Source organism: Marinobacter lipolyticus SM19 (assembly GCF_000397065.2).
Lineage (GTDB): Bacteria > Pseudomonadota > Gammaproteobacteria > Pseudomonadales > Oleiphilaceae > Marinobacter > Marinobacter lipolyticus.
This window is the reverse complement of record NZ_KE007306.1, coordinates 1-16858: the sequence shown is the minus strand read 5'-3', so window position 1 is coordinate 16858 and position 16858 is coordinate 1. Positions and strand designations below refer to the sequence as shown.

General features: G+C 55.5%; 12 protein-coding genes. 8 read left to right on the top strand and 4 right to left on the bottom strand.

Going from position 1 to position 16858, the window contains the following annotated elements:
• Positions 1–124: 124 nt before the first annotated feature.
• The 3 genes from lon (at position 125) to MARLIPOL_RS00045 (ending at position 5107) form a co-directional block, all read left to right on the top strand.
• Complete coding sequence (gene lon / locus MARLIPOL_RS00055) at positions 125–2542, top strand: endopeptidase La (protein ID WP_012135994.1); 2418 nt, start codon at positions 125–127, stop codon at positions 2540–2542.
• Positions 2543–2780: 238 nt separating this feature from the next.
• Complete coding sequence (locus tag MARLIPOL_RS00050; protein WP_012135993.1) at positions 2781–3053, top strand: HU family DNA-binding protein; 273 nt, start codon at positions 2781–2783, stop codon at positions 3051–3053.
• A gap of 197 nt (positions 3054–3250) precedes the next feature.
• Complete coding sequence (locus MARLIPOL_RS00045; RefSeq protein WP_012135992.1) at positions 3251–5107, top strand: SurA N-terminal domain-containing protein; 1857 nt, start codon at positions 3251–3253, stop codon at positions 5105–5107.
• Positions 5108–5180: 73 nt separating this feature from the next.
• Here MARLIPOL_RS00045 and MARLIPOL_RS00040 read toward each other — a convergent pair whose 3' ends face one another.
• The 4 genes from MARLIPOL_RS00040 to MARLIPOL_RS00025 all read right to left on the bottom strand — a co-directional run bounded on the left by MARLIPOL_RS00040 (position 5181) and on the right by MARLIPOL_RS00025 (position 11530).
• Positions 5181–5609 (bottom strand): hypothetical protein, encoded by a 429-nt coding sequence (locus tag MARLIPOL_RS00040; RefSeq protein WP_012135991.1) that lies wholly within the window; start codon positions 5607–5609, stop codon positions 5181–5183.
• A 30-nt stretch (positions 5610–5639) separates the two neighbouring features.
• Entirely contained in the window at positions 5640–8792 is a 3153-nt protein-coding gene (pulA, locus tag MARLIPOL_RS00035; RefSeq protein WP_036190428.1) for a pullulanase-type alpha-1,6-glucosidase, read from the bottom strand.
• 226 nt (positions 8793–9018) lie between these two features.
• Positions 9019–10380, bottom strand: coding sequence for a maltoporin LamB (gene lamB / locus MARLIPOL_RS00030; RefSeq protein WP_012135989.1), 1362 nt, complete (start codon positions 10378–10380; stop codon positions 9019–9021).
• Between the two features lie 277 nt (positions 10381–10657).
• Positions 10658–11530: a MurR/RpiR family transcriptional regulator gene (locus tag MARLIPOL_RS00025; protein ID WP_012135988.1), complete on the bottom strand. Its 873-nt coding sequence runs from the start codon at positions 11528–11530 to the stop codon at positions 10658–10660.
• Between the two features lie 185 nt (positions 11531–11715).
• Between MARLIPOL_RS00025 and zwf the strand changes: the two genes are divergently transcribed.
• From zwf to MARLIPOL_RS18490, 5 genes are all read left to right on the top strand, one after another.
• The gene (gene zwf / locus MARLIPOL_RS00020; protein ID WP_012135987.1) at positions 11716–13191 is read left to right on the top strand and encodes a glucose-6-phosphate dehydrogenase; all 1476 of its coding nucleotides are present in this window, start codon (positions 11716–11718) and stop codon (positions 13189–13191) included.
• Positions 13178–13897: a 6-phosphogluconolactonase gene (gene pgl, locus MARLIPOL_RS00015; protein WP_012135986.1), complete on the top strand. Its 720-nt coding sequence runs from the start codon at positions 13178–13180 to the stop codon at positions 13895–13897. Before zwf ends, pgl begins: the two co-directional genes overlap by 14 nt.
• 33 nt (positions 13898–13930) lie before the next feature.
• Positions 13931–14578, top strand: a complete 648-nt coding sequence (locus tag MARLIPOL_RS00010; protein ID WP_012135985.1) for a bifunctional 4-hydroxy-2-oxoglutarate aldolase/2-dehydro-3-deoxy-phosphogluconate aldolase — start codon at positions 13931–13933, stop codon at positions 14576–14578.
• A 44-nt stretch (positions 14579–14622) separates the two neighbouring features.
• Positions 14623–15600 carry a Gfo/Idh/MocA family protein gene (locus MARLIPOL_RS00005; protein WP_012135984.1) on the top strand — a complete coding sequence of 326 codons (978 nt, stop codon included), beginning with the start codon at positions 14623–14625 and terminating at the stop codon, positions 15598–15600.
• A 397-nt stretch (positions 15601–15997) separates the two neighbouring features.
• Positions 15998–16363 (top strand): DUF6559 family protein, encoded by a 366-nt coding sequence (locus MARLIPOL_RS18490; protein ID WP_145768723.1) that lies wholly within the window; start codon positions 15998–16000, stop codon positions 16361–16363.
• The last annotated feature ends 495 nt before the right edge of the window (positions 16364–16858 follow it).

The following is a 16858-nucleotide window of genomic DNA, read 5'->3' as shown; positions in this document are numbered from 1 at the left end:
CCCCTTTTTATTCGTCTGTAACTCGTCTTTCCCGCCCTGTTTCGTTTCGTAAAAAGATTGCAATTTTCGCCGACGCCCCAATGATGGGTGGTATGCTGAAAGAAACATCGTCAGAGGATTCCTTATGACCCGGATACCCGAAGAATCTGTGCACGAATACCCGCTGCTCCCTCTCCGTGATGTGGTGGTGTTTCCGCACATGGTCGTTCCACTGTTTGTGGGGCGCGAAAAATCCATCCAGGCGCTGGAAGCCGCAATGGAGGGCAGTAAGGAGATTCTGCTGGTCGCACAGCGGGATGCCTCTACTGACGAGCCCGGTCCGGACGACGTGTTCGATATGGGCACATTGGCGACCGTATTGCAGATGCTGCGCCTTCCGGACGGAACCGTGAAAGTCCTGGTTGAAGGTAATGCCCGCGCCACGCTCAGCGGTATTGTCGAGGGTGATTACCTGTCTGGCAAAGCGGTGATGATGGACGAGGATACGCTGCCGGGTCGTGAAGAGGACGTTCTGGTCAAAACCCTGATGGATGAGTTTGAAAAGTACGTCAAACTGTCCAAGAAAGTACCTTCCGAGGTCTCCAACGCGCTGACGGGGATTACCGATGTCGAACGCCTGGCGGACGCCATGGCGGCACACCTGGAAATGCGCATCCCGGAGAAGCAGGAGTTGCTGGAGGCATTGGATGTCCGCAAGCGTGTTGACCTGCTGCTGGGGAAACTGGACGGTGAGATCGACCTGATTGAAGTCGAGAAGCGCATTCGCGGGCGCGTGAAGAAGCAGATGGAGCGCAGCCAGCGTGAGTACTATCTGAACGAGCAAATGAAGGCTATCCAGAAAGAAATGGGTAACCTGGGTGAAGGCAATAACGACTTCGAAGAGCTCGAACAGAAGCTGGAAGAAGCCGGTCTGCCGGAAGAGGCCTTCAAGAAGACCGAGGCCGAGCTGAACAAGCTGAAAATGATGTCACCGATGTCTGCCGAGGCAACGGTGGTACGTGGCTACATCGATTGGATGTTGGCGGTGCCCTGGAAGAAGCGCAGCCGCGTGCGTCACGACATCGAGAAGGCCCGTGAGATCCTCGATAAGGACCATTACGGCCTGGATGAGGTCAAGAAGCGCATCCTCGAATACCTGGCGGTACAGAGCCGGGTGAAGAAAGTGAAAGGGCCGGTGTTGTGCCTTGTGGGGCCTCCTGGTGTGGGTAAGACCTCTCTGGGGCAGTCCATTGCCCGTGCGACTAACCGAAAGTACACTCGCATGGCCCTCGGTGGTGTGCGTGATGAGGCGGAAATCCGCGGTCACCGCAAGACCTATATTGGCGCGCTTCCGGGTAAACTGCTCCAGAAGTTATCCAAGGTCGGAGTGAAAAACCCGCTGTTCCTGTTTGATGAGATCGACAAGATGGGCATGGACCATCGCGGCGATCCTGCGTCGGCATTGCTGGAAGTGCTGGACCCGGAACAGAACCACACCTTCAACGACCACTATCTGGAAGTAGACTACGATCTGTCAGATGTGATGTTCGTGTGTACCTCCAACTCCATGGACATCCCGTCGGCATTGCTGGATCGCATGGAGATTATCCGTATTCCGGGGTACACCGAGGACGAAAAGGTGAATATTGCCTTGCGCTACCTGCTACCCAAGCAGGTCAAGGCCAACGGCCTGCGCAAGGACGAGCTGACTATCCCTGAAGACACGCTGCGGGACCTGATCCGTTATTACACCCGTGAAGCCGGTGTACGGGGTCTGGAACGCGAGATCGCCAAGATCTGCCGCAAAGTGGTACGTCAACACGTAGAAAGCGGCGAAAAGGCCTCTGTGACGCTTACCCCAGAGATGCTGGAGGACTATTCCGGCGTCAAGCGGTTCAAGTACGGGCTGGCCGAGGAAACCAATCAGGTTGGCCAGGTGACCGGTCTGGCCTGGACTCAGGTCGGTGGTGAGCTGTTGACCATCGAGTGTGCCCTGACCAAGGGTAAAGGACGTGTCGTGAAAACCGGTTCCCTGGGTGATGTCATGCAGGAGTCTATTCAGACTGCCCTTACGGTGGTCAGAAGCCGGGCGCCGGGACTTGGAATCGCCGAGGATTTTCATGAGAAACACGATCTCCACGTGCACGTTCCCGAGGGTGCAACCCCAAAAGATGGTCCAAGTGCCGGTATTGGCATGTGCACCGCACTGGTTTCTTCATTGACTCAAATTCCGGTGCGGGCGGATGTCGCCATGACCGGTGAGATCACGCTGCGCGGTCGTGTTTTGCCGATCGGCGGGCTCAAGGAAAAGCTGCTTGCGGCCCATCGCGGAGGCATCAAGACCGTTATAATCCCCGATGAAAATGTCCGTGATCTCAAGGAGATACCAGATAATATCAAGGAATCCCTTGAGATCATTCCGGCGAAGTGGATTGATGAGGTCCTGGACGTTGCGCTGGCGTATGCGCCGGAGCCAAGGGCTGTGGATTCGTCCTCCGAAGCGGGTTCCGGGAAGCGCCGGGATGATGATCCCGATGCCGCTGAGCGCATAAATACACATTAAAGACTTGATGAGTTGTTGACATGCCGGAGAGCCCATTGGTATAACTGTTTCGCCGTGAAGCAGCCAATACCAAGGGCTCCCGCGCAGTAAGTGCCTATTCCGAACACCGGTTAAAAACCGCAAGGAATAAGAAAACTGAAGAATGGAATTCTCTGACCGCTTATGCGATAGTCGAGAACGTCCGAGAAAAAACAAACCAACCTATAACATCTTCAACCTGAAATCGAAGGGGTTTAGTGTGAACAAGTCCGAACTAATCGATGCAATTGCAGAGTCCGCAGATATCTCCAAAGCCGCCGCTGGCCGTGCTCTGGACGCAATGACCAACTCCATTACCGGTGCCCTGAAAAAAGGCGATCAGGTTACTCTGATCGGTTTTGGTACTTTCTCCGTGAAAGAGCGTGCTGCCCGCACTGGTCGTAACCCGCAGACTGGTGCCGAGATCAAGATTCCGGCCTCCAAAGTGCCTGGGTTCAAGGCAGGTAAGGCCCTGAAAGACTCCGTTAAGTAAACGGTTCTTTCTCTGGCAGCACCGGTCATACGGTTGCTGTCGGAGCGGTTGGCCCGGGGTCAACTCCGATGCCAGCCCGCTCCAGATGAATTCAAGGCGCATTCCGGACAGGATGCGCCTTTTTACGTTAGGCCTCTTAAACTTCACTATCTCACGACAAGAATCATCTCGACTTTGATCAGGGATCCGGGAGAAACATGCTTCAAGATATTCGGGAAAATGCCCAGGGCACCATTGCCAAAATCATCATCGGTCTATTGATCGTTTCACTCTCCATCTGGGGGATGGATGCAATCGTTGGTGGATTTTCCGGCGAGCCTGAAGTGGCTACCGTTAACGGGGAAGACATCACAGAGCGGGAGTTCCTGCGGGTGGTGCAGATGGAAAGTCAGCGCCGCTTGTCTGAAATGGATACCCCGGATCCCTCTCTGCTTAATGAAGATCTGATTCGCCGGGAGGTGCTCGAAGCCCTGATCCGGGAGCAGGTTCTGATTCAGGACGCCAACGCCCAGGGGCTGGAGTTGTCAGACGCGGATATCGACTCACTTATTACCCAGATGCCGCAGTTCCAGGTTGACGGCACCTTTAATCGTGACCGGTTCGTCGCGACTGTCCGCAACATGGGCATGGGTGTCGGTGAATTCCGTGAGGCCATGCGCAAACAGTACGTCGTGAACCAGATCCGCGCAGGCATTGCCCAGAGTGCCGTGGTGACCGAGGAAAATGTGGCTCAATTGCTACGCATCCAGAACCAGAGTCGTGATTTCCGTGTGCTGATGCTGTCTGCCGATGAGGTTCGCGAAGGCGTTGATGTGAGCGATGCCGAGATCGAAGCCTACTATCAGGAAAATATCGAGGATTATCGCCTTCCTGAGCGTGTGGACGCAGAGTACATTGCGCTTTCCCTTGAGGCACTGGCGGAAACCGTCGAGGTCAGTGACGAGGAGCTCAAGGCCTATTACGAGGAGAGGGCTTCAGAACTGGCGAGTGAAGAACGCCGCGCGGCCCATATCCTGATTGAGAGTGGTGACGATGCCTCAGAAACGGTATCGACCATTCAGGACCGGCTCGAGTCTGGCGAAGCGTTTGCGGATCTGGCTGAGGAGTTTTCTGTAGACACCATGTCGGCGAGCGAAGGTGGTGAATTGGGTTTTGCCGGGCGTGGCATCTATGACGAAGCCTTTGAGGAGACGCTGTTTGCCCTTGAAGAGGGTGAAGTCTCAGAGCCGGTGGAGACTGGCTTCGGTATTCACCTGATCAAGCTTCTGGACGTGCGTAAGGCCGACGTTCCGCCACTTGATGATATGGAGGATCAGTTACGTCGTGAACTGGCGCAGCGTCAGGCTCAGGAGCGTTTCGCGGAGGTGCGTACCCAATTGGCGGATTCTGCCTATGCGGCGGATGATCTCAACGCACCGGCGGAAGAGCTCGGGCTGGAAATCCGTGAAACCGAGGGCGTTACCCGGGATGGCGGGGAGGCACCTTTTGATCATGCGGGTCTGGTTCGCCAACTGTTTTCGGAGGATGTGCTACAGGACCGCTTCAACACTGAGCTGATTGATGTAGGGGACAACGTATCCGTGGTTGCCCGAGTCAAGACGTTCCATGAGGCTGAGGAGCAGCCGCTGGACGCGGTACGTGAAAACATTCGCACCGTGTTGCTGGAGCAGAAGACTCGTGAGGCGCTGAGAGAGCAGGCGGACACACTGATTGCCCAGCTTGAGTCCGGTGCTTCGGTCGAGGAGCTGGATGCCGGTGAATGGGTCGAGTATACCGGGCAGTCTCGCAGTGTATCCGGCGATCTTGGTCGACAGCTGATTGCCACGGCGTTCTCGCTGGAGCGTCCTCAGGAAGGCGGTGTGACCTACGGAAAGACTTTGTCGGGTAATGGTATTGCCATTATCGCGTTGGATCAGGTCAATGAAGGCGAGATTACGGAAGGTAGTGGTGAGCTGTCACAGCTACGCCAATTCCTGTCTTCGATGGAAGGGCAGCGTGAGTACGCGGCGTACCAGCAATACCTGCGAGAGCAGGCGGAAGTGTCACGGCCCTGATGGGGCTGAAGTCCAGAGCGCGCCAAGGCGCCCTGGATAGTTGAGAAAGCCCGGGCATGCCCGGGCTTTTTTCTTAGTTCGCTTTCTTGATATATACCTGAGGTACCTCACCTCGGGTATCAAAATAGAAGCCATAAACGCCATTTTCCGGCGGTGTGAACCGGAAGTTCTCGAACACGGCAGAGCAATTGGCATTCACCGGTTTGTCCAGTGTCACCACCTTATCCTCCTTCTCGGACAGGTACCCGCAGTTGGTGCCGGTACTCCAGTTGGCGTCACCAAACTTGAATTCGTAGGGCTGGCCATCTGCTTTGAGTTCTACCTCCGTCCGGTAAAGGCCGGAATCGACTTTGTTAACCTTGTACTCGGGCAGTGCGTCCCACCAGGCAAATTGTCCTCGCAGGTACAGGGAGTCGCTGTAGTCCCTGCTGCCTGAAGTGGCGCAGCCGGCGGTGATGGTCAGCACAGATACCATTGCCAGTGTTGTAAGCTTCTTGTTCATGGTGTTCTCCTTATTGACGCAATAGTGCGATTATTTGCTGAACACAGCGACGGACAGCCCGGGTACTGTGAAGGTGCCGCTCGCAGAGGCTGCATTTTCGGCGGGTGAGGTGTCAGCCATGACGGTGAAAGTGCCACTCAGGCTGGTGCTCAGGGATTGCTCTGAACCGGTGCCGTTGATGACCACCACAATCTGGTTGATATCGCTGTCCAGATCGGCAAGCCCGTTATCGGGGCCGTCGTCCAGGCTGAACAGGATCACGCCGGGTAGCTGATCCGCCCCGGTGTTGTGGAAGTTCAGTCGGGCATTGACCTGTTCAGCCGTTTGCAGCCGGAACAGCTCGCTCTGGTTGCGAACTGACAGGAGTTCTTCCACCTGTTCGCGGGTGTAGTTGATCTCGGTTGGAGTGGGGCCGGTCTCAAACTGGCTGATGATCTCGGTGATCAGGTCCCAGTTGGCGCCGTCCTTGTCCTGACGGGGCAGGCCGCGGTTCCAGGCGGTTTCCTGGTAGCTGAAGTCGACCTCGTTGTACCAGTCACCGGAATCGTAACTGTCCCGCTCCATGGATTTGGAGCGCAGCAGCTCCGAGCCCATGTGGATGAATGGAATGCCCTGGCTGAGAATCGGCAGTGACAGGCCAATCACCTGCATCTGGGCACGCTGCTGGCGCGTGGTGGCAAAATCAGCCTTGTACTGGTTGTTGTCCCAGAGTGTCTGATTGTCGTGCTTTGATACGTAGTTGATGATTTCCTGGGGGTCGCTGGTGTAACCAGCATTCTGGCCGTTGTAGTCGATTTCCGCACCAGTTCTGGTGGTCCCGTCCGCTGTTACCAGGGCGTAGTCTTTCAGGCTGCCGGCGATACCGATCCGGATCCAGTCGCTGATGTGCAGCAGGCGTTCTTTCTCGGCATCACTGCCGCTGTTGCGGTCGTTGGGAATGGTGAACAGGCCGTTGGCATAACCCTGATTGGCTCGCAGGGCATCGCCACCGTCGAATGGGCCGCCGCCACGCACGGCGTCGCGCAGCCGATCGTTGAAAGAGCCAATACCGGTGCCAGCCATATTGGGCTGAATGGCATTGGTGCCGCGGGCGTTATTGGCCACTTCACCAAAGTTCCAGGCTTCGCCGTAGAAATAGGTGTCCGGATCAACCGCTTTTACGGCGGTCAGGGCCTTTTCCATATTCGACAGCATATGGTGGCCCATCAGGTCGAATCGGAAACCGGAGATGTTGTACTCGGAAGCCCAGGTTACCAGCGAGTCAATCATCAGTTTCTCCATCATCCGGTGCTCGGATGCGGTATTTTCACAGCAGGTGGACTGCTCAACCGCGCCGGTTTCCGGGTTCTGGCGGTGGTAGTAACCGGGTACCAGCTTGTCGAGGACAGACTTGTCGGCAAGGCCGGAGGAATTGGTGTGGTTGTATACCACGTCCATCACCACATTCAGCCCCAGATTGGTGGCCGCCTGGACCATCTCGCGGAACTCCCGTATCCGGGTCACACCATGGGCATCGGAGGCGTAGCTGCCTTCGGGTACGGTGTAGTGCACCGGATCATAGCCCCAATTGAAGCTGTCCAGACCACGGAACGTGCCGTACAGGGCCTGGGCGTCGCCGGTTGTCGGGTCAAATGACTCCAGCACCGTGCGGATCGTGTTGCCGCTGCCGCAGTGGCTGGCGTAAGTTTCCGCTGCTTCGTCGGACAAGTCGCAAAGCTTGCTGAAGTCGTCATCGATATTGACGACATGGGCCGGATTTTCGTTGACCGTGGCAATATCAAAGGCTGGCAGCAGGTGGAGATGGGTGATGCCGGCGTTTGCCAGGGCGCTCAGATGGGCAAGACTATCGCTGGTGGTTTCCGTGAAGGCGGCGTACTTGCCACGGTTTGATGCAGTCACCGTTTCATCCGTGGTGCTGAAATCCCGAATATGGGTTTCGTACACTACGACGTCTTCCGGGGCAGACACGGGCGGCGTGCTCAAACTGTCCCAGTCAGCCGGTTTCAGGTCGCTGTCATCAAGATTGACCACCTGCGCATAGACCCCGTTTTCGGACAGGCTCAGAGCATAGGGATCAGACGTCATGGTGGTTTCGATGGCCTTGGTGCGCGGATGGTATACCGTCACCTCGTACTGGTAGAACTTGCGGTCAACATCCGCGGTGTTGCCAGTGTGCTCCCACACGCCATTGTTGTGCGCCATGTCAACGGGATAGCCGCTGATCAAAGTGCCGTCGGCATTGAATACGTGCAGGCGCATGTTTTGTGCTGTTGGTGCCCACACAGCAAAGTCTGTAACGGCACCATTAATCCTGGCGCCCAAGGTGCCATCGTAGGCATAGAGGTCATCCAGTACACCGGGAATCTGAACCTGCGTGGCTAACCGCAAATCATCACTGCTGTTGTAGGCTGCTGCGACCAGTTGGCCTTTCAGTGCCTGCCTGATCGTTGCTGTATCCGCATTGACTTCGTAGGCGGGCCAATCTTTAAGATGGGGAAACTGATCTTTCAGTGCCGGTGACAGCGTGGTCGGGCTCAGGGAAATGACTTTTCCACCCATAAGCTTTTCGTTGTTCGGATTGATGTTGATCGCAGCGCGATCATCGTAACGAAGTTCGACGCGATTGAAGGCTCCGGTGTCCTTGAAAACGATGGTTGTCTCATCCAGCCAGTGAGCCTGGGCTCCGTTGATTGCAAGAGCGTCCGTCTCGATCGGAGTCGGGGAGAGTTCCGAGCTGCCGCTGAGAGTAAAGATACGATTGCCAAGATCATCAAAGTGCCAGCGATGGTCCAGGCCGCCAATATCCTTCTCATCACCATTGTGCATAATGAAGTTCAGGCAGTTTCCGGCTTCCCGCATCGGGATAAAGTAGTAGGCACCGTAGGTATCGCTGACACCATCGGGCAGTCGTGGAGACGACCATTCGGTGGCAACGCCTTCGGCCAGGCCGTCGCACCCTGCCGCGGCATCATTCCAGAGATGCAGCCCCCAGCCAGAATAGTTCTCGTCAGTGCGTTTGTAGTAGAGCAGTGCTTCGTTTTCACCTGGCTCCAACAGCTCTTCGGACTGCTTGTTGCCGTTGTCTTTGTCGGGTGAGTTTGGGTCGTTCTCGATGTTGCAGCCGGCCAGTATCAGCGACAAGGCTAATACCCAGCTGCCCGCAACCAGTTTTTTCTCAGGCATGAGGAAATCCTCTTTTCCATTGTTTTTGTTTGGAATAAAGCCCGAAAGGGCCATGGTCATCGTTGCGCGGCAGAGGTGGAATCACATCCTTCAGCAGGCAAATTTTCGGGGCGTAGATGAAAAGGCGTGGGGGAAGTAGAAACCTTGGAGAATCGGGGAGGCAACAAAAAAGGGCCGGCAAAAGCCGGCCCAAGAGGTCCAACAAGAGAGTGTGGTGTTTAGAGCCTTACCACCAGGCTTCAACCTGGGCGCCGACACGGATATTGCCGTCGTCGTCCCGATCCTCGGCACGGTCACCGAAGAATGAACCTGCGTAAACTCGAATGGTCGGGCGCGCCCAGAAGCTGGGGCCTGCGGACCATTCCTGGGCGACAATGACTTTCTGCAGGTCTTTGTCGTTATCTTCTGACCAGACCGAACCGTCGTAGAAGCCGGAGTCGTACCCCACTTCAAGCGTGGTCTTCATGAAATTGGTCCAGTTGTACTCCGGACGAAGAACAACGCTCATCAGGTGCGGACTATCCTCGGCTGTGTTGCCATGGGTTTTGCCCTGCTGATAAATGGCGGAGTAGCCCAGTTCGATCTTGTCGGAAAGCTTGATGACACCCCAGTCCAGGACTCGCCAGCTTTCTTTGATCGTGCCATCCCACCAGGTACTGTTCAGGGATTCGCCGCCACCGTGGGCAACGTAGGCCTGATGTCCCATAGAGCCTTCAGCGTATTGCACGACGAATTTATTGAAACCACCCATCACGCCCTGTGAGTATTCAGCGGTAAAGAAATAACCGTCTCGATCGATTTCTTTGGCCAGGTTCGCCTGGGCCTCGTCCTGTGCGTCGGTGAGGTCGGCATAGCCGTAGATGCCAATCAGTTCCAGATTGCCCGGTCCGACCGGAAAGGCATAGCGCAGGTCGAGCTTGTTGTTCTGGACATAGAGGCCGTCATCGCTGTCGCCGCTATGGCGAGACGGTGTATCAAAATTCGTGACGGCGAAAGATGCCTTGCCCGGACCTACATCCACGCCTTCCAGGCCTGCGCCATAACCGGAGTTGTTCACATAATACAGGTCCAGGATGTGCACATCTTTACGTTGATAAAAGCGTTTGCCCGCCCAGAGTGTTGCCTCAGGAGCCCAGCCGATAACGCCTTTGGCAGAGCCGTAAGCCTGGCGCAGTGCAATGTCTCCTCCTGCCCAGGGTTCACTGGAACCAAGAGTGGTTTGCTCATTTTCAAAATCAACGCCAATGACTTCATTGGGGCCGCTCAGTGACTGGTAGTCGTTACCCTGGTTGGTCGCCTGATAAGCAACCATTGTGTCAAACCGGAAAACCTTACCATCCTGGTTGAAAAGCTCGTCCCCGAGACTGAGTTCACCGTAGGTATCGCACTCGTCTCCCAGGCGACCAACAGTGTGAGCGTTAGCGCCGCTGCCGTAACAGAGCTGTTCTCCGCCGTCGGAAGTGGTGCTGAGACCAGCGCGGGCGTAGCCGTGGAAATCAACGGCAAGGGCTGGGGTGGCCATTACTGCTGCGGTTATAGCAGCAGCAAGCGGAAGCTTATTTGCAAGGAAGCGCTTTTTGTTCTGCATGATCTGAGTCCTGTGCTTTTTGTCATTTTATATGTCAGGGAAGCGGAATCTCCGGTTAACGCTGCTGTGAACTGCTGTGTCGTCCGGATCTGACTTCCGGTTCCCGCGATTGCAGCTTCTGCCAATCGGACATTGGGAAACCGGGTTTAATACTCCGGTAACACAGTGATGGGTGCATCCTCCGTGCTTGAGAAAATGGGGGGTGAGTTTTCAGGGGGAGGAGGGGCGTAGAAGGATGAGCCCCTCATTCAATAGCTCTGCTACCTTATTGGCAGGGTTACTCGGAAGGGAATCGTGTTGGCTTCAGGCTTTCCTTGATTTTTTTCAGATGGCCAAGAAAGTCTGCACCACGTTTGAGTGTGACTCCGGTTGCCAGGATGTCGATAACGGTCAGGTGAATGATTCTCGAAGACATCGGCATATAAACCTCGGTGTCTTCAGGGGCGGTGACCTCCAGCGCGACGGTGCAAGCCTCGCCGAGGGGGGAGTCCGGATTGGTGATGCCGATGACCGTTGCGCCGTTGGCCCTGGCGATCCGCGCAATGTCCACGGTTTCCTTGGTGCGACCGGTGTAGGAGATCATCACGATCACGTCGCCGGTGGCAGAACCGGCGGCCACCATGCGTTGCATGAGTGCGTCATCGTAGGACATGACCGGAATGTTGAAGCGGAAGAACTTGTGTTGTGCATCCAGGGCGACCGGGGCGGAGCCCCCCATGCCAAAGAAGTTGATCTGTTTTGCCTGAATCAGGTAATCAATGGCGGTCGCCAGGGCTTTCGGGTCCAGTGCCTGGCGAGCCTTGTCCAGGCTGGCAATGGTACTGAGCATGATCTTGTCGGCGAACTCGGCAACACTGTCATCCGGCTCTACATTCTGACCAATATAAGGGGTACCGGTTGCGATGCTCTGGGCCAGCCGAATCTTGAAATCCGGAAAGCCGGTTGCCGAAAAGCCGCGGCAAAACCGGTTAACGGTGGGTTCGCTGACATCCGCTGCGCGGGCAAGCGCGGCAATGCTGTAGCGGGTTGCCGCACTGGGATCGCGGAGGATGGCCTCGGCCACCTTGCGTTCGGACTTGTTAAGACTGTCCAGCCGGGACTGGATGTCTTCAATCAGATTATCGTCTCGGTTCGCCTGGTTCGCAGCCATTGAAGGGTACTCCCTGAATCATCGGCGTTCGTTGTGACATTTTGGGCTTGATTATACCGTGTTTTTATCGAATTTGCGGTAGTAAAAATATCACAAAATGGATTTTATTCTTGGAATTCCCACGTTTCAGTGTCATTATTTGTTTAATATTACTACATTGTGGTTTGATATGAGAGAAGGAACCAATGGCCGATAACAACAGTACCCGTTGTGACCTGATGATGTTTGGAGCGCTGGGTGATCTGGCGCAACGTAAGCTTTTTCCGGCACTGTATCAGCTGGAGCGTTCCGGCCTGCTGGATTCGGGGAGTCGGATTCTGGCAATCGCCCGTAATAAGGTCGATACCGCAGAAGCCCGCAAGCTACTTCAGGACAAGCTCAGGGAGCATGTAAAACCCCATGAATTTGACGACGCTCTGGTCGAAACCTTCCTGCAACGGGTGGATTACCTGTACCTGGACTTTACCGATCCGGATGGTTACGGCGCCCTTAACGAGTGGCGGGGAACACCTGAGGGCAACCTCATTGTATATATGGCGACGCCACCGGCCATGTACGGTGTTATCGCGCGTAACCTGAAAGGTGCCAACTGTTGCACGGATCAAACCCGCGTGGTGGTCGAGAAGCCGATCGGTCACGATCTGGCGTCATCCAAGGTTATTAACGATGAGCTCGGGGAGGTTTACCGGGAAGATCAGCTGTTCCGCATTGACCATTATCTGGGTAAGGAAACGGTCCAGAACCTGATCGCACTGAGGTTCGCCAACAACCTGTTCGCCTCCCAATGGGATCAGAACCACATTTCCCACGTTGAGATCACCGTGGCTGAGAGCGTTGGCATTGAGGGCCGCTGGGGCTACTTCGACAAGGCCGGCCAAATCCGGGACATGATCCAGAACCACCTCCTGCAACTGCTCTGCCTGATCGCCATGGACCCGCCGTCGGATCTTTCAGCGGACAGCATTCGTGATGAAAAGGTCAAGGTGCTCAAGGCGTTGAGAGAGATTACGCCTGAGCTGATGGACAGTCATGTGGTGCGCGGTCAGTACACCGCCGGCACCAGCGATGGCAAGCCGGTGCCCGGATACCTTGGCGAGGAGGGAGCCAACAAGGGCAGTTCCACGGAAACGTTCGTGGCCCTCAAGGCCGAGATCGAAAACTGGCGCTGGTCCGGTGTGCCTTTCTACATCCGCACCGGCAAGCGCCTGCCGGAAAAGCTCTCGCAGATCATCATTCATTTCAAACCCGCGCCTCACTATATCTTTGACCCGGATCAGAAGCACCTGGCCAATAACAAGCTGATTATTCGCCTGCAGCCTGATGAGGGAATGTCCCTGAAAATCCTGACCAAGGATCAGGGACTGGACAAGGGGATGAGGCTGCGTCAGGGCCCACTGGAACTGACGTTCTCTGAAACCTTCGATGCGGACCGTATTCCGGATGCCTACGAGCGTCTTTTGTGGGAGGTAATGAAAGGAAACCAGTACCTGTTTGTGCGCCGGGATGAAGTCGAGCATGCCTGGCGTTGGGTGGATCAGGTTATCCGCAACTGGAATGACAGCGGTGAGCCGCCCAAGCGATACGCCGCCGGAACCTGGGGGCCGGTTGCCTCTATTGCCATGATCACCAGGGATGGAAGGAGCTGGTATGAAGACGCCTGATATTCAGTTTCCCCCGGGGGTGAAGCCCCGGTTTGGCGATACGCCGGATGAGGTTGCCCTTGAACTGGCGCAGGCGGTATCGGATTTTCTCAGGAAACGTCTCGCGGAGGCCGAACGAGTGAGCCTGGTGGTGTCCGGCGGCTCGACGCCTCTGCCGTTTTTCACGGCGTTGTCCCGCAAGGAACTGGATTGGAGTCGGGTGGATGTCTTGCTGGCGGACGAGCGTTGGGTCGACGAAACCGATTCAGCCAGCAATACCCGCCTGGTGAAGGAATCCCTGCTGCAGCATAAAGCCACCGCTGCCCATTTCCTGTCCCTGAAGCAGGCCGGTGCAACGCCGGCAGACGGGCTCGACGCTGCCAAAGCCGAGCTTGCTGGATTGTTACTGCCGCTGGATGTGGTGATTCTTGGCATGGGTAACGACGGTCATACAGCCTCGCTGTTCCCGGACGCCGAAGAGTTGTCTCATGCAATGGATCCGGAATGCCGGGATATCGTTGCTGCCATGACGCCAGCATCTCAACCGCAAAAACGAATCACTCTGACCAGGCCGGCCCTGTGTAGCGCCCGCTTTATTGCCCTACACTTCAGGGGCACGGATAAGCTGGATACCCTGAAGAAAGCGCTTGGCGCTCCAGATGATGTCATGGCCATGCCCATCCGCGCCTTCCTCAAGCCCGACTTGCAAGTGTTCTGGAGTCCCTGAGCCCGCCCACGAATCTCAATATGGAGTAGAACCATGAGCCAACTATCCGATTTTCACCGTGAGCGCGTCAGGGCAGTGCTGGCGTCCTCCCCCCTGATCCCGGTGATCGCCATTAACGATCCTGATGACGCCGTGCCCCTGTGCCAGGCATTGGTGGATGGTGGTATCAATGTGCTGGAAATTACCCTGCGCACCGAGCACGGTGTCAAAGCCATTGAGCAAGTCCGTAAAGCCATACCTGATGCCTGGGTTGGTGCCGGAACCGTTACCAGCATCGCTCAATACCGTCAGGTAGAGGCGGCCGGTGCCCAGTTTGTGATCACTCCGGGCGTTACCGAAGCCATCCTGGAATTCGGCCTGACCTCCGAGGTTCCGCTGTTGCCCGGAATCTCTACAATCTCCGAATTGATGCTGGGGTATAACCTCGGCTATCGGGAATTCAAATTCTTCCCCGCCGAGGTTGCTGGCGGCATCCCGGCATTGAAAGCTTTCAGCGGCCCGTTCCCGGACGTGACCTTCTGCCCGACAGGCGGAATCCGTCGCGATACCGCCAAGGATTACCTGGCCCAGGGCAACGTCCAGTCCGTTGGCGGTAGCTGGCTGACACCAGCTGACGCAATTGCTTCAAAAGATTGGGCTAAAATTACCGAGATTGCCCGTGGAAGTTTGGGCGATCTTTGAGTTTCTGACTTTGGAAGCAGAAAAATCTGCATAAGGGGCTCAGGTTGGCAACAGTCGATTTCAATTGGGGATTGGTAGGGCCGGGGCGGATCGCTGAGACATTTGCCCAGGCAATGCAAGCGCAGGGTGTTGGCAAGCTTAAAGCCGTTGCCAGCCGCAATGCCCGGCGTGGCCGCGCTTTTGCCGATAAATACCAGATAGAAACGGTCTATGAGAATTACGACCTGCTCTATAAGGATGACAGCCTGGATGCCATCTATATTGCCACCCCGCACAACTTCCACCTCGAGCAGGCGCTGGCAGCGATAGCCCGCGGTAAGCACCTCCTGGTGGAAAAGCCGTTGACCGTCACCGCCGCCGACTCCGAGCGCTTGTTCGCGGCTGCCAGGGCTAAGGGCGTGTTCGTGATGGAGGCCATGTGGTCGCTGTTTCTGCCCGCGTATCAACAGGCCAATGCCTGGCTGGCCGAGGGGAGAATAGGGGAGATCAACAGCCTGCGCTCCTCGTTCGGTTTTGTCGTACCGCGCGAGCCTGATGATCGCCTGCTTAACCCCAAATTGGCCGGCGGTGTCTTGCTGGATATGGGAATCTATCCTGTGGCCACCTCACAGTGGTTTATGCAGGCCGAACCTGAAGGCATCATCTCCCAGGTACATATGGGGCCGACTGGCGTCGATGAAACCTGCGCCATCCAGTTGCATTACCCTGATCGCAAGGCCAGCCAACTGCTTTGCAGCTTTGAATGCCAATACGACAACGAATTAACCCTCTTCGGCAGTCAGGGCCGTATCGTTCTTCACAACATGTTTTGGGGTGCGGAAAGAATCAGCCTGGTTGACGCCGATGAGGATACGCACACGCTGGATTGCCCGTTTGAGGTCAACGGCTTTGAATACCAGATCCGGCATGTGATCAGCTGTATTGCCGAGGGCAAGCCCGAAAGCGAGCTCATGACCCATGAGCGCACCCTGTCCTGCCAACGCATCATGGATGCCGTTCGCCGCCAAGCCGGTCTGTTATAACGCAACGCCACTCCTGACCCGCATAACAGCACCGAATTCATGTCGGTGTCTTCCATAATTCTTAACAATTTGGATTCGCCCAAGGTAAAAGTCTAGCGCGAGTAGAGTGACGGCGGGCTTATAAATGGAAAAATGATCATTGCGACCATGAACTGGGTGAGTTTGTAGAAACCTGTAAGTTTCCTTTTTTAATCAGTGGCATGGAAGGGTGGTTGGAAAAGTGGATAGTGGTCTTTGTGATCATTTTTGTTTGGGGCGGGGTCCAGGAAATCGCTCGGAACTTATTGACCTGATGGGGTTTTTTGCCTAGTTTTGAAGGATTGTTGAATTGAGATATGAGTCGCTGGAAAAGTGATCATTGAGACTCATATACAAATGTTAAGGCAAAAGGTACCACGTGAATATTTTCAGCTGGTTCTTTAGAAAACGAGCGATCAAAAAGCATGTCAGAGTGCTTGGTCCCGCGCTGAGAGAAAGGTTTGGCTATAAGAGGACTTACACGGCGACGCAAGTTACGGATACAGCAACTTCACTGAACCTGCCTGACAAGTATCTTTGTTATGCCATCGCGCTTTATTGTACTAAAGAGGAATACGAGCGGAGCACAACTTATCCTCAATCAATGGTTATGGATTATGCAACGGCCAGAGCAGTGAGCTTCAATGTAGCGATTGTTACCGCTGTCGGTGGTGTTTCAGGCGAGAGCGGAATTTCATCAGGCGGCGATGCTGGAGATGGATTTGGCGGTGGTGATGGCATCTAGGGAAACTGCCTCGGTGCGAGTCTAGCCTTAACAAATCGCTGTAGTACGCGGCCGATGGCCGCCGGACGCCCTTTTCATTGCGGCTTCGCCTCCATTACAAGGTCGCCGCTAAGCTTCGCGTTAAATGGCTCTGCTTTTCTATTTATCGAAGCGCAGAGCCAATTTATAAATCGGTGCCAATAGTTGGCGTCGCAGCATCAGGCTCTTTGCCGGTCCACATATCCGGCAGCTTCGTTCCTGGTGCCATTGTTGGGTAAGGTGGTTGTGGCTGGGCTTTCCCGTTCGTTGCGGGCGGCCACAATCCAAGTTGGGGGTAGCTGCAAAGTTTAGGTTCTTGCGGGTGCCATAAATTCAGTCTGGTTCGCAGGCTCACACCGTGCCAGTAGTGGTGTTGGTGTGTCGCCACTTAACCAGGCAAGGCAGCGGACGCGGAAACCGCGCCGCTGCTCGCAGCGTTAGAAGGTATGGCATGGGATGACAAAATTAGATTTAACG